Annotated in this window: 18 protein-coding genes; 9 read left to right on the top strand and 9 right to left on the bottom strand. The window is 49.4% G+C overall.

The genetic code is table 11. From position 1 onward, the window contains the following. Positions 1–91 precede the first annotated feature (91 nt). From BLS44_RS05885 to BLS44_RS05865, 5 genes are all read left to right on the top strand, one after another. Positions 92–901 carry a hypothetical protein gene (locus BLS44_RS05885; RefSeq protein WP_090389095.1) on the top strand — a complete coding sequence of 270 codons (810 nt, stop codon included), beginning with the start codon at positions 92–94 and terminating at the stop codon, positions 899–901. Positions 902–937: 36 nt separating this feature from the next. Then, the gene (locus BLS44_RS26925) at positions 938–1,939 is read left to right on the top strand and encodes a DUF6620 family protein (protein ID WP_245729111.1); all 1,002 of its coding nucleotides are present in this window, start codon (positions 938–940) and stop codon (positions 1,937–1,939) included. 234 nt (positions 1,940–2,173) lie between these two features. Next, entirely contained in the window at positions 2,174–2,638 is a 465-nt protein-coding gene (locus BLS44_RS05875) for a hypothetical protein (protein ID WP_143019673.1), read from the top strand. Continuing rightward, positions 2,622–3,155, top strand: coding sequence for a hypothetical protein (locus BLS44_RS05870; RefSeq protein ID WP_090389093.1), 534 nt, complete (start codon positions 2,622–2,624; stop codon positions 3,153–3,155). Before BLS44_RS05875 ends, BLS44_RS05870 begins: the two co-directional genes overlap by 17 nt. Before the next feature lie 126 nt (positions 3,156–3,281). Then, positions 3,282–4,523: a metallophosphoesterase gene (locus BLS44_RS05865; RefSeq protein ID WP_245729110.1), complete on the top strand. Its 1,242-nt coding sequence runs from the start codon at positions 3,282–3,284 to the stop codon at positions 4,521–4,523. Between the two features lie 29 nt (positions 4,524–4,552). On the opposite strand, the gene BLS44_RS05860 is transcribed toward BLS44_RS05865, so the two are convergent. The 4 genes from BLS44_RS05860 to BLS44_RS05845 all read right to left on the bottom strand — a co-directional run bounded on the left by BLS44_RS05860 (position 4,553) and on the right by BLS44_RS05845 (position 10,399). Then, entirely contained in the window at positions 4,553–5,629 is a 1,077-nt protein-coding gene (locus tag BLS44_RS05860) for an SO2930 family diheme c-type cytochrome (RefSeq protein ID WP_090389091.1), read from the bottom strand. Between the two features lie 25 nt (positions 5,630–5,654). Then, positions 5,655–6,947 (bottom strand): parallel beta-helix domain-containing protein, encoded by a 1,293-nt coding sequence (locus BLS44_RS05855; RefSeq protein WP_090389090.1) that lies wholly within the window; start codon positions 6,945–6,947, stop codon positions 5,655–5,657. Between the two features lie 18 nt (positions 6,948–6,965). Continuing rightward, the gene (locus BLS44_RS05850; protein WP_176954327.1) at positions 6,966–9,722 is read right to left on the bottom strand and encodes a TonB-dependent receptor; all 2,757 of its coding nucleotides are present in this window, start codon (positions 9,720–9,722) and stop codon (positions 6,966–6,968) included. Between the two features lie 74 nt (positions 9,723–9,796). Beyond that, positions 9,797–10,399, bottom strand: coding sequence for a TetR/AcrR family transcriptional regulator (locus tag BLS44_RS05845; RefSeq protein WP_176954326.1), 603 nt, complete (start codon positions 10,397–10,399; stop codon positions 9,797–9,799). Positions 10,400–10,650: 251 nt separating this feature from the next. Between BLS44_RS05845 and BLS44_RS05840 the strand changes: the two genes are divergently transcribed. Beyond that, complete coding sequence (locus BLS44_RS05840; RefSeq protein WP_090389087.1) at positions 10,651–12,339, top strand: glycoside hydrolase family 32 protein; 1,689 nt, start codon at positions 10,651–10,653, stop codon at positions 12,337–12,339. A 121-nt stretch (positions 12,340–12,460) separates the two neighbouring features. Here BLS44_RS05840 and BLS44_RS05835 read toward each other — a convergent pair whose 3' ends face one another. Then, positions 12,461–13,342 carry an AraC family transcriptional regulator gene (locus tag BLS44_RS05835; RefSeq protein WP_090389086.1) on the bottom strand — a complete coding sequence of 294 codons (882 nt, stop codon included), beginning with the start codon at positions 13,340–13,342 and terminating at the stop codon, positions 12,461–12,463. A 299-nt stretch (positions 13,343–13,641) separates the two neighbouring features. Beyond that, the gene (locus BLS44_RS05830; protein WP_245729109.1) at positions 13,642–14,895 is read right to left on the bottom strand and encodes a DUF3748 domain-containing protein; all 1,254 of its coding nucleotides are present in this window, start codon (positions 14,893–14,895) and stop codon (positions 13,642–13,644) included. A gap of 263 nt (positions 14,896–15,158) precedes the next feature. Between BLS44_RS05830 and BLS44_RS05825 the strand changes: the two genes are divergently transcribed. Further along, complete coding sequence (locus BLS44_RS05825) at positions 15,159–16,070, top strand: RpnC/YadD family protein (RefSeq protein ID WP_090389085.1); 912 nt, start codon at positions 15,159–15,161, stop codon at positions 16,068–16,070. Positions 16,071–16,110: 40 nt separating this feature from the next. Here BLS44_RS05825 and BLS44_RS05820 read toward each other — a convergent pair whose 3' ends face one another. The 3 genes from BLS44_RS05820 to BLS44_RS05810 all read right to left on the bottom strand — a co-directional run bounded on the left by BLS44_RS05820 (position 16,111) and on the right by BLS44_RS05810 (position 19,519). Next, positions 16,111–17,313 carry a sialidase family protein gene (locus tag BLS44_RS05820; protein WP_218127698.1) on the bottom strand — a complete coding sequence of 401 codons (1,203 nt, stop codon included), beginning with the start codon at positions 17,311–17,313 and terminating at the stop codon, positions 16,111–16,113. Positions 17,314–17,438: 125 nt separating this feature from the next. Continuing rightward, positions 17,439–17,858 carry a hypothetical protein gene (locus BLS44_RS05815; protein ID WP_143019672.1) on the bottom strand — a complete coding sequence of 140 codons (420 nt, stop codon included), beginning with the start codon at positions 17,856–17,858 and terminating at the stop codon, positions 17,439–17,441. A 95-nt stretch (positions 17,859–17,953) separates the two neighbouring features. Beyond that, positions 17,954–19,519, bottom strand: coding sequence for a sodium:solute symporter family protein (locus BLS44_RS05810; protein WP_090389083.1), 1,566 nt, complete (start codon positions 19,517–19,519; stop codon positions 17,954–17,956). Positions 19,520–19,727: 208 nt separating this feature from the next. Here BLS44_RS05810 and BLS44_RS05805 point away from each other — a divergent pair, with 208 nt between their 5' ends. Both BLS44_RS05805 and BLS44_RS05800 read left to right on the top strand, forming a co-directional pair. Then, complete coding sequence (locus tag BLS44_RS05805; RefSeq protein ID WP_176954325.1) at positions 19,728–20,966, top strand: MFS transporter; 1,239 nt, start codon at positions 19,728–19,730, stop codon at positions 20,964–20,966. Positions 20,967–21,003: 37 nt separating this feature from the next. After that, positions 21,004–21,804 carry an HpcH/HpaI aldolase family protein gene (locus BLS44_RS05800; protein WP_218127697.1) on the top strand — a complete coding sequence of 267 codons (801 nt, stop codon included), beginning with the start codon at positions 21,004–21,006 and terminating at the stop codon, positions 21,802–21,804. The last annotated feature ends 178 nt before the right edge of the window (positions 21,805–21,982 follow it).

Raw genomic sequence — 21,982 nt, 5'->3', positions numbered from 1 at the left:
AAAATTATTTCCGGACCGGTTCCGGAATTTTATGAATGTAACCAGGAGACGCAAACGATACGCGCATCTTCACACTTTTAAAAAACAACCTATGTTTGGTTTATCTGGAAATAATAAAGAGGCCGGTGATCCGGTACCACCGGAATGGACAGAACAGATCCGCGAAACCCGGGAACGCTGGTTCGCCTTTCTTCAAAAACTGGAAGAGCGGGTGGAGGAGCTTTGCCAGGCAGCGATACCCGAACTGAAAGCCATGCGCAGCAGCACCGATGCCGTATATGAAGCCAATATCGGCCAGGTATGGAGCGGCATCCGCGGACAGATCAACCAGGTACGGGAAAAAGCCCGGCAAACAGAAGAGCAAAAGATCCGCCCGTTTTACCGCCGGCTGGACAGCACAGGTATTGCTTATACTACGGCATTGCAGTTCAGCGAAGCCTGCGCGGAACGCTATCGCCGGTTTGAAGTTTTTTGTCATAACTGGCAGGAACAACTGGAAGCCGCTACCAAACAGGACCATGAAGCCTTGTATCAGAAGATCCTGAACGAGCACGAGCAACTGAAGCACCAGTTTAAATGCCTGCAATGCGGAGCACCCATTTACCTGGAAAAAATTTATTTTTCCACCAGTTATCTGCAATGTCCTGCATGCCGCACGCAAAACACCTATGAACCCAGTACCCTTGCCAAAAGCCTGAGCTGGATAGCACGGGATCTTGCCGAAGAGCGCACGGCGCACTTGCTGGATGCTTACAACAAGGATGCAGCGCGGAACCCGGATCTTTACCGCAGCTATCTCCGAAGCATGTTCGACGAATGGAACCGGATCGTGCCGGATATGGCCGCCTCCAATGAAAAATTTTACCAGCGGCTGCTCGATGATTTCAACAAATCTGTATGACCATCTATCTATTCATAACACTCAAAAGCAATCACCATGTTTAAAAAATTCCTGAATAACCTCCTGGGCAATGAAGACGAACCGCAAAAACAACAGGAGCAAACACAAAGCGCATTCAGCCAGCCTGCTGCCCCTCATACAGATCAAGATGACGATGACGACGACGACACTTCGCCGATACAAGATCATCACCAGTACCAGTTTGATCCTCAAACGCAGCATGGCACCCACTACTCTAAAGCCGCATTTGATGCAGCCGCTAACCAGCACTACGAGGGACTGCTGGCTGACCAGGACGAAGCTCCGAGCGAAAATGAAAAACGGAATTTAAAAAGGGAAGCCATTACGCAGCTGTACCTGCAATGGAACGGGCATAATTATGACCAGCTGGTACAATTTGAAATGGCCAACTCCCTTGAACTTACCGGCTATGCCACCCAGGGCTTCAACCAGGTCAAAGAAGAAGGGAATCCGTTGTACGAGCCAATCCATGGTATTTCGCTTTACGACTATGCAGGCATTGCGCACGCAATGACGCAGGGAATTCCTGAAGCAACAATACTAAAAGCCATGGGCATTGAAAAAGCAGTATGGGAAGAAGTAAACCTGCTTTGGCCGGAACGGATGAAAGAAGATGCCAGCTTTGGCATTATGACCAAGTATGGCGAATATTTTGCCATTGCCGGCGAACATCCCAAACTGGCAAACCTGAAACCCGCCGCGGCAACCGCCACGGGAGGAAACGCCAATCTCGAAAAGTTAAAAACCGACCGGTATTTTTACGAAGAGCTTTGTGGCGCAAGGACGGCAGCATACGAATACGGGCTGGATGGAGCCCAATGGATACTGGAGCATTTCGGCATCAACCTCTCCGATTTCCAGGCGGTGGCTATGGACTGGATGACCGCACAAAACCAGCAGTTCAACAGCAACGAGATTCATCACTACATGGATTACCAGTTGCAGAAACAAAAAGAATACGCGGAAAGGTTTGCGAAAGAACAGGGCGGCAATATTGCAGATGATGTGGAGTTCTGAGATCCGATAATACCGCATTCAGGGAAACAGGTATATACAGATCGTTTGTATTCTTTGTGATCCTCTCCCCGGGGTTAAAAGAGTGCATAAAAAACGACGTACCCCCGGCAGGCGCTTACTGACGGCCGCTAAAACATTTCATACACAGATGCAGCAATCGCTGCGGTTATGCACCGGATAATCCGGTGCGCAGCCATCCTTTATTTCATTCATACACACACTATAAAAAAACACATGCAATCCTTCAAACACTTTACGGCAGATGGGAACGTTTACAAAATGAAGCATTCCTATTTCCTGCCCATTGCCCTCATTCTTATCTTACCCTTCTTCAGTTATTTTATATTCAGAGAGGGTAAATATCCCCTCATTGGCTGGCTCCTGCTGGCATTGGCCATCCTGGGGTTTTCAGGATTGATCTCCCGTTCATTGGTCATTGATCTGAACGCCCTGGAAATACGCGCCAAAACGGCCCTGCTCCGGCCGGCTGTGTGCATCCCCCTGGACCATTTCCAAAGCTTTGAACTGCATCAGTTGAAACAGGGCTTTTTCACCACCAATACATCTTTGAATATTTGCTACCTCAAAGACGGGAAAACGAAACGGGCCCTTATAGCCCAGGGGATCACCACCAGGGCCATGCAACATATTCTGAACGAAATCGACGAAATCATTAGTAACTATGACAGCCCGAGATAAATATAAAGCAGAAGAAACCCCGCAGTCCTTTTCCTTGCAACCGCATTATCATTTGCTCAAAAGCCTGTTCTGGTTTTTTATAGCCATCCTGGGCATTGCGGGAGGCATGTACTTCTTTTATCAGCAACTGGGGGAAGGTGGCCAGGTACTTGGCTATTCCATTATCATTTACCTGTTCCTGCATGGCCTGTATGATTTTATTTTCCGGGTTAATGTGCGTTATGTATTTGACAAAGCCAGCAATGCGGTCTATAGGATCAATACCCCGTTCCCTAAAAAACAATTAATGACCCTGGATGAGCTGGTGATCTTTACCAGTGCTGAACAGGGATGCTGGCATTACGCAATGGGTGCAAGAAAAAGGCAATTTATAAAGAGCTATACCCTCAGCGAAGACTTTGGCCCGGGGAAGAAAAGTATGCGCCTGCTGGGAGCCTATGAGGCCGAAGTACTGGACCCCATCCTTCGGCTAAGCGCCAGTTCTGCAGTGCGCGGCAGGTATACACCCGCAGGATAATTACAGCCGAAGGAAGGGACGGCCCCATTTTTACAACAGTCCCTGGTTCCCTGCGCCCCCTGCGGTTTCATGCACTTTACGATTCTACACAGATTCTTTACGAAATGAGCAATAAATCCCTCATTTTTGCCAACAATCAACAACGTAACGATTATCATGAAAGAGCATGCACTCAAAGCGAACAGGCGTTCGTTTTTAAAAGGCGGGCTGGCCATAGGAGGAATGGCCCTGCTGAATCCTCAAAAAGCCCTTGCTACCGGGAATGACCGACAGGATGAAGGCCTTAAAATTCTTGCGGGACCTTATTTACAAACCAATTTTGGCAACAGCATTTCTATTTTATGGATCACCAATAAAAATGCCGCCAGCTGGGTGGAGTATGGTACTTCTGCAGAAAACCAGGATCAAAAAGCATTTGGCAAAAGCGAGCTGGGACTGAAACCGGCCGGCAGGATCAACTGTGTTACACTCGACCATCTAAAACCAGGTGCAACCTATTATTACAAGATCGTTTCAAAGGAAATAAAAGACTTTCAACCCTATAAACTTACCTATGGTGAAACCGTAACAGGTGCTCCCGCATCGTTCATTAATACGGATACCGCCAAAGACAGTGTTTCCTTTGTAATGCTGAACGACATCCACGACCGGCCCCGGTCTATTCCGCACCTGCTGAACCTGGACAAGGGCAATCAAAAAGATTTCGTGTTCTTTAACGGGGATGTATTCGATTACCAGACTGATGAACAACAGATCATCGATCACATGCTGCAACCCTGTACCGACCTGTTTGCAAAGAACCTGCCGTTTATATATGTACGTGGTAATCATGAAACCCGGGGGAAATTTGCCCGCGACTTTTCCGCCTATTTTCAACATGTGGGCCATGCCGCTTTTACCCTGGGTCCGGTCCGTTTTGTGATCCTCGACACCGGTGAGGACAAGGAGGACACTCATCCTGTTTATGCCGGCATTGTGGATTTCGATGTTTACCGGCAGGAACAGGCCCGGTGGCTGGAACAGGAGATCCGCAGCAAAGCATTTAAAAGTGCCCCTTTCCGTATCGTGATGATGCACATCCCGCCCAGGTATTCGGGTAATGCACACGGTGCGGTACATTGTACCGAAGTATTTGAGCCATTACTGAACAAGGGAAAGGTAGATCTTGTACTGAGCGGGCATACACACCGGTACAAAGTACATGCGCCGGACAAGCAGGCCAACCATTACCCCATTATCATCGGCGGGGGCCCACAGGAGGGTACCCGTACCATTACCCGGGTAACTGCTACCAAAAAAGAGATCAGGGTAAGTATGCTGGATGATTCCGGAAAAGAAGTAGGGAGCTATCTTGTCAGCAAAAAATAAAAAGTTGCGTTCCTGCGCGTGATGGTGGCTCATTTCTTTGCCGGCATAGCATTGATCCACTCCATGATCAGCTTCACCCCTTCCTTATGGATCACGGTGCGTGCCAGCTCCGGCATAGCCGTTCCGGGTTCCGTACTGTTCATCCGGTAAGCCAGTATGGAATGCCCTGCGTCACCGGGTACAATATCATAGTTAAGTCCGCCGGCGCCTCCACCCGCCGATACCGGGGACTTCAGTATACCCAGCGCATGCGGATCTGTCTGTTCATATTCCAGGAACAGCCCGGTATTGTATGCGTCGCCGGTGCGCGTGTGGCAATGGGCGCAATTCATATCCAGGTAGGCACGCGCCCTTTGCTCCAGGGTATAATGCTGCGCATCATCCCAGCCGGGAAGCTGATCAACCGTTTTCAGGTCGGGCAAACCGGCCAATATCCCCCTGTTCACCCAATCCGTAAGCTGGTTATGTCCCAGGAAAGCCGGGGAAAAATTCAGGTTCCTCGCTTTGGGTCCTATCGGCATCAACGCTCCGTCCTGCGTATGACAACGCTTGCAGTCGTTGGTATTAGGCACCTGGTAAACGGTGGAAACCGGCTTCTGTTCCTCATCCAGGAAGCGGATCGGAACCCGGGCACCGGTTATATGTTTAACAGCGTCCGTCTGCTCTTTGTTCCACAAATAGTTCATCACTTTCCATTCATGATCGGCGGGATCCTTTACCAGCAGGCGCGTTTCAATAAGGACCTTCTGGTGTTGCTCGCTGGTATAGGCAAAGTTTTTGATGATGATCGTTGAATCCGGAAAATCCAGCGGGCCATGTGCTTGATAATGCACCGTACTATCGCGCGGCAATACGATGAAACGGTCCTTCAGCGAATAATCCGTAAATAAAGGAGTATGCAGCTCATAACGCGCTACACCGGGAAGAGGGTCCAGTGCCCTCAGCTCCCCCTTAAAAAATCCATAATCAGAGAGCCTGGCCTTAAACTCAAAACCTGCCTGCTGGGCCGGGCCATTTTTTTTTGCCGGTTTCCCCTTGCACTGCTGAAACAGGACCATTCCACAAGCAGCCAGTATTCCTGCTGTTATCACAAAGTATTTACGCATCGCTCATCCGTTTTTTAGAACATCATTATTGGCAGACAAAAGCCCGCATATCCGTTGAAGGCTTCCAGGCTGCGGGCTTTTCTATATTTAAAAAATCAGCATTCACAAATACATTATCCCCGGTTTGACGGATGCAGATGCTATCCGGGTTGGCTTCCGTTTTTTTTGTAAGGACATTTGTTGAAATACCATCGTACATGATCAGCGGAATACGTTTATTTTTCCTGTTTGGATCCTGTTGATTCAATTGCTGCTCAATCCCGATCAACAGCTTACCGATATGATGCAATGCCGCAGGTCCGGGAAACGCGGGGCCCATTTCAAGCGTGTTCTCATAGATCTTAATATTCTGTGCAACCGGAAAATACTGATCATTGATCTTATCAGGCGTTTCACCCACTGCAAAACCAGACGCTATTGTAATAGCTGAAGAATTATTATTGATGATCCGGTTCCTGTATAGTTCCACGTTAGAGGTAGCCAGGATAATGACGCCGCTGCCGGGCGCTGCATTGCCTACCCCCCAGGAAGTACCAAAGCTGCCGGCTTTAGCAAAGTTGATCCGGTTATTATCATGCAGGTAATTATCGTATGCCTTTACATGCCCGCCGCGCTGGGAGAGCCCGGGAAGATCAAAGACCAGGAACCCGGCAGTATTATCATAAAACTCGTTATTATATACCGCCGCATGCGTGGTATTCTCAATTTCACAGCCTGCAACATTTTTAGCGGCCTTACATTGCCGTACAACAGCGCTGTCCGACTGTCCTATGTAGATGCCCGCGTCTGATGCGCCTTCCGCATAACAATTTTCAACCAGCACATTTTTGCACAACACCGGATAAATAGCATATCCCCCGCTGGTGGAATCGGAAGTTTTCCATATCGCATTCAGCTCCCGCACCACAATGTCCCTGCTTTTATTGATCTTCAGCAGATCGCCTTTAGAATCCCGGATGGTCATATCCGATATGGTAAAACCGGCAACATCGGTGATACGCAGCCCTTCCCCACCCTGGGATTGCGCAGAAAAATCAAGAATGGTCCTGTCCTTTCCCTCTCCTTTCAACAGTACCTGCTTTGCCTTTACAATACTTAAATTATCGAATGTATAGGAACCCGCCTTAAGCAGGATGCTGGTACTGTCTTTAATGGTGAGCAACGCCTCCAGCACTTTAGCTTCATCGCCGGGTGCAAACACCAGCTGATGTACGTAAGCCTGCTGCTGCTCTTTGTCCGCATCGCTATTGCAGGAAACAAATGCTGCAAACACCAGGATAGGGAAACAATACCAATTATTTTTGATGATGCGGTTCATTGTACCGGGTTTTATGATTTAAAAAATATTATAAGCAAAAGTAGCATAGTAAACAGCGCCGATAGACGGATTGGCGATACCGGTTGAGTAGTACCGGTTGGTTATATTGGTACCGCCGATCCGGATACCAGAATGCGCCTTAATCAATTTATAACTGACCTGGGCATCGATCACCGCAGAAGCCGGCACAGTACCCTGCGCGAGCCCCCCGGATACCACATAGAAATAGCCGGGTTTATAACGCAGCGCCGTATTAAAGGACCACTGCTGTTTTTTACCAAGGCCGCTGTTCCCAAATTCCATATTGATATGATAATGCGGAGTATTGAAATTATTGACCTGGCTGTTGTTCCTGTTCTTGAGGTAGTCGGAATAATAATTCACTTTTGCCAGGAAGTTATGGTTCAGATCCACGCTTACACTGGCTGCATAGCCATAAGTATTTACCCGTTCCCCTCCGTTAAAGGCGATGTTATACTGAACGTACTTGCTGTGATCTTTAAAGGCCGCCGGATCCTGGGTGCCGGGTGTGTTGGCCACGTTTGCATACCCGATAAAATTCTTCCACTGGGAATAATACCCCAGCACATCGATCAGCACCCTTTTGCCGATCAGGGCTGCATAGCCCAGTTCAAACGCATCTACGGATTGTGGCTTGATATCATTGTATACAAACCGCTTTAATACCGAAGGATCTCCGGATTGCTGGTAAGCCTCTACGCTGCTGAGTGTATAGGGAGGATACTGGTCAAACTGGTACTTTCCATTCAGCAAAAACGAGGACCCCCCGGAAGAATAGCTGTTATAACCGTTCAGCGTATTCTGGAGCGCCTGTATATTTGAAGGGAAGCTGTATGCATTCTGATAAGAGAAGCGGATATAATGCTCCGGAGCGGCTTCAAATACCAGCGAGGCCCTTGAGGTAACCTTCGGTTCTTTAAACAGGGTATTCTTATCATAACGGAAAGAAGCTGCCGCGCTCAGCCGTTCCTGTATCATCTTTTTTGACAGCTGCAGATAGCCGCTGTATTCGTTTACATGAATGGGTTTATCATCATCCGGGAAAAGGGTGTTCCTGCTGTTCAAATTATACAGCCGCCAGTTGGCACCGGCAATCACGTTTACAAAGGGGATCAGGCCGGCAAAATTGTACTGCGCCTCGGTATTGTACAATTTGCTGCGGTCCAGGAACAGGGTTCCCCCTTCGGATATTGGCGTACCGGAGATCTTGCTTTTCAGTGCTTCAAATTCAGGAGTGCCCGGCAATAGCCTGCCCTGGTCGGCTGCCGCCCGGGCCGCAAGATGTGCATCGGTAAGCCCCGTCCCGCCGGCCAGCGCCGTCACCAGTCCCATGGTATACTGCGGATACCAGCCATCCTGGATGGCTTCATCATAGCTCGGTTTCCAGCCCTCGTTGATATACTGTGCCGTAGGTCCGGCAATCAGCGTTTTACCGGAATTTTCCTGGGTCGTATAGCTCCGGATAAACCATTTGTCGCCACGGGCCTCGAGGCGATATTGCCCCACTTTAAAATCCTTTATCTGGTAGCGGGTATCATTGGTATACACCACGCTTCCGGTGCCAAAGGTACCTGAAGCAATCAACTGTGTTTTGGGAGCAATAAAATACCGGAGCTCCGCGTTGGTCTTTAAAAGTCGGGCATTGTTATCAAGATAGCCGTATTCCGCATAACCCGTACGGGCAACGTAATTGGGTTGCTGCAGCAGCGGGTCGATCAGCGGGGCTAAAGATTCATCCATTGCCCGGGCGGCTTCCAGGAACGGGTTAATGTCTACCGATGTAGCACCCCCATAATAATTGGGGCTATTATAATTGGGGTCGGTAAACCGGCTGCCGGGACCATTTTTATTAGAAGTGTCGGTAGCCACCCAGTCCTTCGCCTGCGTGTACTGCACGTTTACCTTAAATGCCAGCTTTTCATTGATCTTTTTAGCCCAGCGCAGCGTCCAGTCATAATAAGGAGCCGCTCCTACCGGATCGTTGCTTTTCCTGTTCTTGATATGGTTGACGCCCTGGGTTACCAGCAGGCTGAGCCCCTGGTATTTGAACGGATCCTTGCCCGTCATCACCATGGTACCGTTCAAACCGCGGGAGCCATATAAAGCAGAAGAAGCCCCCGAAAGCAACTCGATATTATCCACGTCCAGCTGGGTAAGCCCGATGGCCGATCCCAGAGGAAAGTTCAATCCCGGCGCCTGGTTGTCCATACCGTCCACGATCTGGGTAAAATTCGTATTACCGCTGGTATTAAAACCGCGGGTGGTAACGCTGGTAAACCCGAGGCTGGACACCGTTACATCCACCCCCTTCAAGCCCTGCATCATGTCCATATAATTTAACTGCGGCGCATTGGCAACATCCTTATTGCTCAGCTGTTCGATGGTTACCGGTGATGCCAGTTTCCGCTGCCGGGTGCGGCTGGAGGAAACCACCACTTCCGTTCCCAAAACGGATGCCGGGTTCAGCAACACTTCCAGCGGCTGCCGGGCATCTGTGACCGCCACTTCCCGGGATTCATATCCAACACAAGATACCAACAGCGTCACGGGCAGGATCTTGTGCGTACGCAATTCGAACCGCCCCCGTTGACTGGTATAGGTTCCCTCGGAAGTATTCCGGATACTTACCGAAACAGCCGCAACGGTTTCCCCGGTAACTGCACTCCTGACAACACCCCTGATGGTTTGCTGTGCCCGGGACGCACCCGCCAGCCATAGCTGGAATACAATGCTCATCAATAAGACTTTCCTCATAGCCATTATGATTAGTGATCAATTAAAATACAGCATCAGCAACAGGCCCGCTCCTATACCGGGCCAACCGTTTCCTATTTTTTTAATCCCCGGAAAATGAGGGATACCAGCAACTTCATATCCTGCAGACTGCGTGCATAGTCAATACCCGGGTCTCTTTTCAATATGGCTTTCTGCTCTGCGCTGTGTTTCAGCGCGTCGCTGATATTGATCAGCACTGACGCGATCTGTGCCGGGTTAGCCTGTGCCAGCTCTCCCTTAGCAACAGCCTGCCGGATCAGTTCCGACAGGAACAATTTCTCCCGGCTCATAAGCGCATCATACAGCTCAAAAAAGCGCGGAAGGATCTTATTAAGCGTATCCGTAGATACCCGGTTCATGTTCAATACCTTCTTATAATAATTGAACCGCGCCTGCATATAATACGACACCTGGTTCTCAATACCTTTCCGCTGCTGTGCCTTTTCCTGCAGCGCAAGGATATAATCCTCTCCCTCCCGCAAAGCAGTTTCGACAAAAATATCTTCCTTATTCTTGTAATAATAATACAGGGATGCTTTGTTCAATCCAACCGTTTGTGCAATATCCTCCAGCGTAGTTTTATCAAGACCAAATTTTTCAAAACACTGCATCGCTCCTTTTCCGATCTGTTTTTTAACCAGGTCCCGTTTGTTCATTTGGCGCATCTTTGCTACTAAGATAATTTAATTTTTCAAACAAATCATTAAAATAGTTGAAAAAAAAATTCTTACCGGAACTGGAAGCTCCCCAACGCCCTCATCCGGGAAAACAGGTGCGTTGACCTGCATTCCGAAAAAAACAGGCACTTCTTTGCTTTTATCATTATAATCGTATTAGATTGCAGTGTTCGTGCGCTTATGCGCTTATTAAGCAAAAGATCCGCTAAAGCATCAAAACCAGTAACAACATGAACCGTTTGTTAATAGCCAGTATGTTTCTTTTTGTGTGCCTGCCGGTACGGGCGCAGGAACAGCCTCCCACAAAAAACATCAGTACCTACTTCATCTCAGAAAAAAAATACCTGGTCCTGCCGGTAAAGAACGGGGCTCCGAAACGGAACCTGGAGCTTTGGGTAGACGGTATCAATACCCGGTTCTGGGATATGGAGCTGGCGGAAGACCAGCCGGACTGGTATGCGTACCTGCGTATTGATGCATGGAAAGGCAAAGCTATTGAGCTTCGCGTAGATAAGGTAGCCGCCTCTTCAAAAGTATTTGAACCGGTGTTGCAAAGCGACCAGGACACGAATACGAACCAATACCAGGAAGCACTACGGCCGCAGTTCCACTTTTCACCCAAACGCGGCTGGACAAACGACCCCAACGGAATGGTCTACTTTAACGGGGAGTACCACCTGTTCTTCCAGCACAATCCCTATGGCCGCAACTGGGGGAATATGACCTGGGGCCATGCCGTGAGCAAAGACCTGATCCACTGGACGGAGCTGGACGATGCACTGCACCCCGACCAGGGCGGGCCGGTATTTAGTGGCGGGGCTGTAGTGGATAAAGAAAACACCAGCGGACTGGGAGAAAATGGCAAACCGGCCATGGTACTGTTCCATACGGGGGCCAGGGGCTGGGGCCAGTATATGAGCTGGAGCACCGATGGCCGTAGCTTTCACAACTATGGCAAGGCGGTGGTGCCCCGTATCAACAAGGACAACCGCGACCCTAAAGTGATCTGGCATGCGCCTACCCGAAAATGGATCATGGTACTATGGGTTGAACGGGGTAACAATGAGCAACACAGCATGCAGTTTCTAACCTCCCCCGACCTGAAGAACTGGACCCCTGCCAGCATTACCTATGGCGGCACCGGTAATGACCGGTATCTTTTTGAATGCCCGGAGTTTTATGAACTGCCGGTACAAGGCCTTAACGGGGTTAAAAAATGGGTACTTACCGGAGCCAATACACAGTATGCCATCGGGAGTTTTGACGGCATCCGCTTTACCGAGGAAGAGCGAAAACTACAAAACCAGTATGGACGCGACTTTTATGCACCGCAGACCTTTAGCGATGAACCCACCGGCCGCCGGATAGAGATGGGATGGTGGCGTACCAATACGGCTAAGGATCATATGCCCTTTAATCAATCCATGAGCCTTCCCCTGGAGCATAAACTGGTCAAGACACCCGGGGGCATCCGGTTAACACGTATGCCGGTGAAAGAAGTGGATCAACTGCGCGCCAGGGTCTACAACCCGGGAAATAAAATCATCAGGGAAAGCAGTGCAAACCCCTTAAAGGATATCCGAATTGAGCTGGCAGAGATCCGGATGGAGCTTATGCCGGGTAACGCAAGGGAGATCCGCCTGGATGTACGGGGTGTGCCTGTCATTTACGACGTAGCCCGGCAGCAACTGGTTGTGGATGGGGTAACGGCACCGGTACCTTTGCAAAATGGCAAACTATCACTGCTGGTATATGCGGACAGAACAGGGCTTGAGATCTTTGCCAGCAAAGGTCTCGTATTTATGCCCATCAACATCAATATCGACCGCAACAACCAGTCCCTGTCCCTGTCTGTGAAAGGCGGGCAGGTTCAAGTACCGGAACTTAAAGTGTACGAATTAAAAAGTATCTGGGAATAATCCTGCAGGAAACCCCAACAACCGTAATAAAACCCGCAAAGCGCTTTTGTTTTGCATGCCTACCCTGTCTCCTGTTGATACGGGCGCTGCATGTAGCGGAACCTGCGATCTGCAGCTCCGGCTATGCGGAAGCTTCCTTCTTGTAAAGTTTCCTGTATTCAAAGGGCGTCATACCGGTATACTTCTTAAAATGCCGGTAAAAATTGGAAACATTGTTAAACCCGCATTCATAACAGATCATAGCAATCGGATACCGGTCTTCGATAATCATCCGGCAGGTATGGCTGATCCTTACCTCGGTAAGAAAATCCAGGTAGGTCTTATTGGTTACCGTTTTAAAATAGCGGCAAAAAGAAGTAAGGCTCAGGTTGCCGACAGCCGCAGCTTCTTCGAGCGATATTTCCCTTTTAAAATTTGCCAGCGTAAATGCAAGCACATTATTGAACCGCACCGATTCATGCGCGCCGGGTTTATAAAAAGCATGCGCAGACGCAATGGTTGTAAACTCCTCCCGTTCGCTGATCACCTGCAATATCTGTAACAGGATAAGCACCCGTTCAAAGCGGGTTGCTGTTACAGACCGGTACATCAGTTCCTTTATGAGGCCAGACGATGTACCATGGAACAGCAATCCCTTTTTTGCCAAATCAAAGATCCGGGGCAGCAAATATGCTTCCGGCAATTGAAAAAACCCGCTGCCCAGGCATTCCGTTGAAAACTGGATTACGATGGCCTCCACCCAGGAGCCCTCCATAATGGTTCCGGTCTCCTGTTCTTTCCCTCTCCAGGCATGGGGAAGGTTCTCACCCAGCAAGATCACTTCGCCTTCTTTAAAGTGCGCCACATTGTCACCAATCAGCCGGATCCCCGTTCCTTTTATTGTAAAATGCAATTCCAGTTCAGGATGATAATGCAGGGGTTTACCAAAATTGGGAGCACGATCATGCCTTATCGAAAAAGAATCCTGTAATGGCACCGGCACTTTGTGAAAATGAAGCTTCATAAAACGCAAAACGTTAAGTTATAACAGGTCTTTCTATACAACCATCGGGCCCTGCCGCTGTTGTCATTATGTGTATCTCTACGAATTTATAGCTATTTCCTCTAAAAAAGCGACTTCACCATTGCAAAAGGTCCAGGTACTGCGCAAGGTGCTTTCCCTTTTAAAGGCTATACCTGTATCGTCAACGGCTCATTTCCGGGTCATACTGTTCAAAACAGGAGCTCGTCGGCTTCCCGCAGGAAAAGTTTATGCAGCCCCGTGTGACGGGAGCGCATAACCATTCAACCAACCGGCACCAGTCAGTGCAGCGCAACCGCCATAACCTGCAGCCATAGTTGCCCCTCCTGCGGCCTGTACTGGTTAAAGACCAGCATCCGGCCATCAGGAGAAAATGAAGGAGCGCCTGCTACCTTAGGATCGTCCGGCTTGTTAAACGTTACCTGCCTGCTTTTATTTGCCAGCAGGTCTAACAAATAAACATTGTTGTCCGTTACATAAGCGATATGGGTTCCGCCCGGGTTCAGGTTAAACGAATAGTCAACCGGGGTCGTATTGTGTGTCATATAGCTAACCTGGCCGTTATTGACCGTACAACGCACAACCTGTGCAATACCCGTATCATCCGGAGCCAGGGCATAAATAAACCGGCCATCCGGCGAAGAGCGCAGCCAATGTCTTACCTGCGATAAGCCTTTTTCGGTTCTGGTTGCCCTCCGCACCCTTACGCCGTTTGGAACATGCGGCCTTTCTCCGCAGGTGCCGGTTGCTGCAGTATCTTTTACTATTTCCGCAGGGTCAAGATCTGCAATAAATATTTCGGTAACAGTTTCCCCTCTCCGGTTCCGGGTGTTTCCCTGGAAGGCGATGGCATAAGCAATCCGCTGCCCGGAAGCATTGGTATAGCCAGACGTCCCCACCCAGCATTCATCAAACGCTTTGCTGATGTTGTCCGACCCCGGCTTCGGAAGCGGAACAACCTCCGCAATAACAGCCGCAAAATACAACCCACTGTTATTTCCGGATGCTGTGTCCACCAGAACAGGACGCCCCCCGTCCAACATCACTCCCACGGTCCGAAGCTCCGGAGCTATCAGTGCGTCATTGTAGGTAAAGCTGATCAAACGGCCGTCCCCGCTCCAGCAATGGGAATGGGTACCACCTCTTAAAGAACCCGGAATATAAGGAGCTGTCATATCCCTTGCATCCATAAAAACCGGCCGGAACGGTTGTTCCAGGTCAACGGCCACGCCTGTCCGGCGGGATATATCGTAAGGTTGTTCTTTACCGGCATCAACCAGCCCGTGAATAAACAGTACCCGGTTGATCACCGGGCTAAACGAAGCGGCGCCTACCCCCGGTCCATACGGAGTCGCATTTTGCGTTTGATAAATGGTCTTTTCTTCATGCGTATGGAGGTGCACCATACCGATCATACCCGTTTCCCCGATCCTGGTATCTTGATTTCTCCCGTCAAAAACAATCCAATGACCATCTTTTGAAAACACGCCGTTGTGATGCAGCGTATGTCCCATTGCGGTACTGGTCAATTGCATGACTGCCTTTTCCTCTTTTCCTGGTACACAACTATGCATTCCCATAAATATTCCTGCTATTGAACATATAGAAAACCACCTGTTATTAAACATTGCCGGGTAATTATTCATTCGTAAAACATCCGTATCACAAAATGCCGTATTCAAAAGTACTTACTCCATTCGTATTTTTCTTTCGCTTTCTTTGCATCCTGCTATACGATCTTACCGCTATTCATTTTATTATCGTAATTTTAAAGTGCACCTGTTAAAACACATAACCTATGCGCTTCGACGATTCCCTGTGGAAAGGTATCCTGGAGGACCTGTTTGCCGATTTTCTGCGATTCTTTTTCACCAATGCTGATCAGATCTTCGACATGAAAAGGGAATTTGTGTACCTCGACAAGGAGATGGCGCAGATCGCCGTGGAGGCAGCCACTGAATCGCCAAAATACGTGGATAAACTGGTGAAGGTATTTACCCGGGAAGGAAACGAGCAATGGATACTTGTTCATGTGGAGGTTCAGGGCTATGTGGACAACCAGTTCGAAGAACGGATGTACCGGTACTATTACCGCATCTTTGACCGCTACCGGCAGCGGATAACCGCTATAGTGTTGTTAACCGACAGGAATAAAAAATTCTATCCCAAAGAATACCGTTGCGAATTCCTGGGAACGGCTGTTCATTTCTGCTTTAACAGCTATAAGATCATTGCACAGGACGCAGAAACGCTGTTAAAAAGTAGCAATCCTTTTGCATTCGTGATCCTTACAACATTGCTGGCCCTGCAGCGCAGCCGGCTTACAGACAAGGCGCTTTTTGATCTTAAAACAGCTCTTGTACGCCGGTTATTGGAACAAAAATTTTCCAGGGCGGTCATAAAAGGGATCTTTTACTTTATCCGGAACTATGTAGTTTTTGCCAACCGGGAAAATAACAATAAATTTGATGAAGAAATTGATTCCATTACGCAAAAAAGCAGGCATATGGGTATCGTTGAAATGATAAGAGAAAGGGAAACCCAGGAAATTCTTCAAAAAGGAAGGACCGAGGGGAAATTGCAGGGAAAGATCGAAATCGTCGGTAATTTACTGACAGCTAATCAATTCACTGAAGATGAAATTGCGGCTTTCGCCGGCGTGCCCGTAGATTTTGTACTCGAAGTACGCAACACGCTGAAAAACAAATAAACATTTATAGCTGTTGATTTACGTCGGCAGCAACAGTCCGTTACGGAATGCGGTCAGCTCCCATACTCCTGAAATTCTTAATGCGGTGAAAGGTCAGAAAGTTGGCGTCGTGATTATTATGTGCTTCTTCCTTACCATCAAAACAGGCGGTCCGGCAAAGAAAGATGATATCCTTTCCCTCAAATGACCAGTCTACATATTGGAACCCATGTTTCAGTACATCCGGATGCTCCAGGATCACCTGTACATCCTCCCAATGGACCAGATCACCGGATTTTCGCAACATCAATACATTTCGGAAAGTTGCGGGATTACGTCCCGGATATTTGTCCCGGTATTTTTGTGGAACCGAATTTGTTAATGCGTAGTAGTAATGAGAAACGCTATCATACTTTATGACAAATTTCTTGCTTCCTCCATCAAAAGGAATAAACCCCTTTTCCCGGTCAAAACGTAAGGTCTTACCATCAGCCGATACAGCCACCATGGCCGCTTTTTCATCAAAGCTGGCCTTATCGTCTACCCTGAGCATATCCCATAGCTGTCCATTTTTATCCACTACAAAATTACCTTCCAGCCAGCCGCCAAACCGGCCATTCAGATAAGTACTATCATAGTACAGAACGCTGCTGGTGCTCCATGATCCCGCATTTAAAATATCTGCATCTACCGGCGCGGACATCACCATGGCACCATAACGTTTTCCCCATTGCAGAACCGGGCCATGGGCGGTTTCCATAGGGCGCCACAGCCGTCCGTTATAAGCCACAACCGGCATGGGGGCACAATGATACATTCCCTGGAGCAGTAACCCGTTACCCGCTCCCGTTGGCTTCGTCCAGGTTCTTCCTCCATCTTCTGAACGCCGGATCAATACGGTGCCATGATGACGATCCGGGCCCAGCAGGTACAGCATACCTTTATGCACAAACAGACTGGACCAGAAAGCACCTGATATTTCACTTACCTGCTTCCAGGTTCTCCCCCGGTCAGCTGACCGGAATACCCGGGTAACCGCCTGCACAAACTCTGAACTGCCCGGGCCAAAGAAATCATGTGAAGCCACATAATCGCCATTGGGAAGGGTGGCCAGGCTGGGTGAGCCTATATACTGCATGCTGGCAGCCGGGCTATAGGTCACTATGGTACCCGGAGCATCTCCTGATCCCTGTGCCCGGGCGTTCCCGCTGCCGGCCAGCGCCGCTGCGCCAAGAAGCAATACTGCCATCACTGTTTTTATCATAAATTCCCGTTTACGCAGAGGAATTGTAACACCTTCCCCCTTCAATTTAAAATTAGTCTAAGATATGGATCTTTATGATCACAACTTAACCCATGAATACCCACTGCCCGGTACGGCTCCCGGGGTCATAGCTGACCCGGGATCTGTGCCAGCAGCCTCCCATAACTCCGTTCCAGTTTTTCCATATCCTCCTTCATCCCGTAAGAAACCTGGCTGTTTCCGGAGTCCCGGGTAAACACAGAGAGATTCATTCCTTTTTTCCATAGATAGTATTTTGCCGATTTAGGATAGTCTTTATGCATCACTTCCATTTCCTCGCTGAAGAATTGCTGCACTTTGTCTACCTCTTTCCGGAGTGCACTATTATCGTAATTGCTGCACAACCAGCTAACCAGTTCGGGAAAATAATTTCCCTGGATACAGGAGAGACCCGCAGTACCTGACCGAAGCGAGGCCACCGCATGCCCCATATATGCGTCATAAACGCCAAATCCCCTGTTTTCCGGGCACAAGCGGTTCTTAGCCCGCACCTGATCTATATCCAAACTGGTGTCTTTATCGTAGATCACCCTTCCCGTTGCTACCAGCCGGGCCAGCAGCTCCGGGGAAAGCAGGACTTTGTAAGGAACCGGGCTGTATTTCAGCTCCGGGGCATTCCTTTTTTTTGAAACCTGGTAAACAAAAGGCCAGACAGGAAGATCACCAGGGTACCTACTACAATGATCATATTGGCATGCAGCGCACTTTTTACATAGTGATAAGTTTCCGGTATCCAGGCGGAGAAGGTCATCCACAGGATCACTATGATACCGGTAACAGTGGCCAGGAGCGCCGCCGTATTGCCGGTCTTCCTACTGATGATCCCCAACAGGAACAGGCCCAGCATTCCACCGGCAAAGATGCCGGAAAGCTGCCACCAGATATCCAGCACACTCTTAACCCCAATCATCAATACCCCCGCGATCATTCCCAAAAAACCAAATACCACGGTGGCTACGTGTAATAAACGCAGTCCCTGTGCTCCGTTCATGTCACGCTTAATATATCTTTTATAGATATCCTCTGCAAACACCGTAGCGGAGGCATTCATCCCGGAACTGATCGTACTCATACCAGCCGATAATATTGCTGAAATGATCAGTCCCACCAGGCCGGCAGGGATCATCGTCACCATGAAATGCGGCATTACCTTATCGCCATAATCTCCCGGGGCCAGGCTGGCCGCCAACGCCGCCACCTGCCCGGATGCTGCACCCTGGCCCAGCCGCTCGGTTGCTACCTGCAGCTTCACCGCATCCAGCAATGCCGGGTTGAGCTGGTAATAGGCGTACAGGCAGGTACCAATGATAAAGAACAGCAGGGATGCCGGGATATAGATCCAGACACAGAGCCAGACTGAGCGGGCTGCTTCCTTTTGAGAGGTGGCGGTATGATAGCGCTGCACATAGTTCTGATCCATACCAAAATTATTAAGATTGATAAAGAAGCCGTATAACAGCACCACCCAAAAACCGGAACTGGTAAAGTCGAGGTTCAGGCCGCCCAAACTGAATTTATGATCCGCCTTCCCGATATCCATGATCGTAGAAATGCCTCCGTTTACATTGGAGATAACCAGGTATACGATAAGGATAGCGCCCAGTGTTTTTAAAATACCCTGTACCACTTCCGTCCAGATCACCGCTTCGATGCCCCCCATCACTGTATAAAGGATGATACAGGCCCCCGTAACCAGCATAATAACCTGCATATTAAACCCGGTAAGCGCCTGAAGTGTAAGCGACAAGCCAAAGAAGATGGATCCCATACGGGCGATCTGCGTGAGCAAAAAACAGATCACGGCATAGGTGCGGGCCCAGGGGCCAAACCGCTTCTCCAGGTTGGTATAGGCCGATACTTCGCCTACACCGCGGTAGAACGGAACAAAGTATTTTGCTGCTACCCAGGCTGCCAGCGGCATGGAAAGGCTGAACGCAAATGCATTCCAGTTGCTTCCAAAAGCTTTTCCCGGAACGCCAAGAAACGTGTTGCTGCTCAAAAAAGTGGCATAAATAGAAAGTCCCACCGCCCAGCCCGGTATACGGCCGGAGGCTGTTGTGAACTGATCGGCATTTTTGTTCTTCTTTGAGAACAGGTATCCTACCAGTACCATGGCAACCAGGTAAAGCAGGATCACACTTAAGTCAATAAAAGGCAATTTCTTCATATGCAAAATTTATCGTTCATTGGAAGCTCCCGGACCGGGATGTAAAAATATCACTGTACGCGCAGCCCGCAATTTAAATATTTGCCCGTTTTTTATACGATCCTGCCCCGGGAGCCTGCTGATGCCCTTTGCCGCAATATAGTATCATAATCAAAAATAAAAGTAACAAAAGGAATCGGCGACAACCCCTACCTTCGGCCTGATGAATATGCATAACGATCTCCTGCCTGCTGCAAAAGCCACACGCGGTGCCTGGCTCACCGTTTTTCTTTTATTTGTCATAGGCTTTCTTAATTACCTGGACCGCATCATGCTTACCACCATGCGCGGCTCCATCGTAGAAGCGATACCGATGACCGATGCCCAGTTTGGCCTGCTGACCTCCGTTTTCCTGTGGGTATATGGCCTCCTGAGCCCTTATGCCGGTTTTCTTGCAGACCGGTTCAGCCGCAGCCGGGTCATTATCGTCAGCCTCTTTGTATGGTCGGCCGTAACCTGGCTTACTGCCCATGCGCAAAATTTTGAACAATTGCTGGCAACACGTGCCCTGATGGGCATCAGCGAGGCCTGTTATATTCCCGCGGCACTTGCCCTCATAGCAGATTACCACCAGGGCAATACCCGCTCACTGGCAACCGGCATCCACAATGGCGGCATCATGATTGGCCAGTCTATGGGATTTTTAGGCGGATGGATTGCCGAAAATCATCACTGGAGCTCTGCATTTACCGTATTTGGTATTTTCGGTATCGTTTATGCCGTATTTATGCTTTTCTGGCTCAAAGACGCGCCGGGGCGTATGCCACCTCCATCAACCCCGGCGGCAGTATCTCCCCTGCGCTTTACAGACGGGATCAAAAACCTGTTCCGCCATTCCTCCTTTGTCCTGCTGGTTATTTTCTGGGGGCTTATGGGTGTGGTGGGCTGGATGATCCTGGGGTGGCTTCCTACCTACTACAAGGAACACTTTAACCTCACCCAAACCCAGGCCGGCATCTACGCAACATGGTATGTATACCCGCTCAGCTTCGCCGGCGTACTCCTGGGCGGGCTCCTGGCCGACCGCTGGCATCGTTCCAACAAATACGCCCGGATCCTGCTGCCGGCGATAGGGCTGCTTATAGCAGCTCCGGCGGTATTCATTGCAGGATCCTCCGCCCTGCTGGCCGTTGCTATCGGAGGATTTATGGTTTACGCCCTTACCCGCACATTTACAGACGCCAACCTGATGCCCGTCTTATGCATGATCGCGCATGAAAAATACCGGGCCACGGGTTATGGCATCCTGAACCTGTTTGCCTGCATCGTAGGCGGGTTGGGCATTTATGCCGGAGGCGTACTTAGAGATGCTTCTGTAAATATGCAGGTGCTGTTTCAAGCCGCGGCCGTTATTATGGTTCTATGTGCCCTGCTTCTTTTAATGATCAGAAAAAAACAGGCCGGATAGAACAACAGTAATTAATGTTTATTTTAGAATGATGAAAATGAGATCCAGCAAAGTATTACAAAAATTAAGAAGCGGCGGCTTTGCCAGCTGCATTAAGATCAATATCTCTAACGCCCAGGTTGTGGAACTGGCTGCGCGCAGCGGCTTTGACTGCATATGGGTAGACCAGGAGCATTGCGCCCCCGACTGGCAGGTACTTAACAGCCAGGTATGGGCAGCCAAAGCCTACGATGCGGACCTGCTGGTGCGTGTACCCCGCGGCAGCTATAGCGATCTCGTCCGGCCACTGGAGATGGATGCTACGGGCATTATGGTGCCACATATCATGAGTTTACAGGATGCCGCCGGTGTAGTGCATATGACCCGGTTCCACCCTCTTGGCAGAAGACCGATCGACGGAGGCAATGCAGATGGCGGATATACCAATATGGATTTCCAGGAATACCTGGCAACCGCCAACCGGGAGCGGTTTGTGATCCTGCAGATCGAGGACCCGGAACCTTTGAAGGACCTTGATGCGATTGCTCAACTGGAAGGATATGATATGCTATTTTTTGGACCGGGCGATTTCAGCCAGGGAATCGGCGCACCGGGCAACTTTAGTCACCCCGAACTCCTGGAGGCCCGTAAAAAAGTAGCTGCCGCCGCCCGCCGGTATGGGAAATTTGCCGGCACTACAGGAAGTATTGATCACCTGGATGCTTTTAAAGAAATGGGGTACCAGTTTGTGAGTGTGGGCGCCGATGTAGTAGGGCTGTCCGGCTACTTCCAGGGGCTCAGTACCCGGATCCATGCATCCGGCACTTCCACAGCTAAAGGAAATGAGGCCTACAAATAAGGCCGGCTGTTTAAACAGCATTCCCGTTTTATATCTTTATTTTACCGGTACAGGGTATCGGCTATACTGCCAAATATTATTACCCAACCCCAGACCCGCCATTCATTTCCCAGTTTTTCTTTGTGGGAACCAGGGGATGCGCAGCCGCTTCCTTTACTAAAAAAACAGGCAGACAGTA

This window comes from Niabella drilacis, assembly GCF_900101395.1.
GTDB classification, from domain to species: domain Bacteria; phylum Bacteroidota; class Bacteroidia; order Chitinophagales; family Chitinophagaceae; genus Niabella; species Niabella drilacis.
Note: the sequence above shows the minus strand (reverse complement) of the source record. Positions and strands in the feature narration are given on the sequence as shown.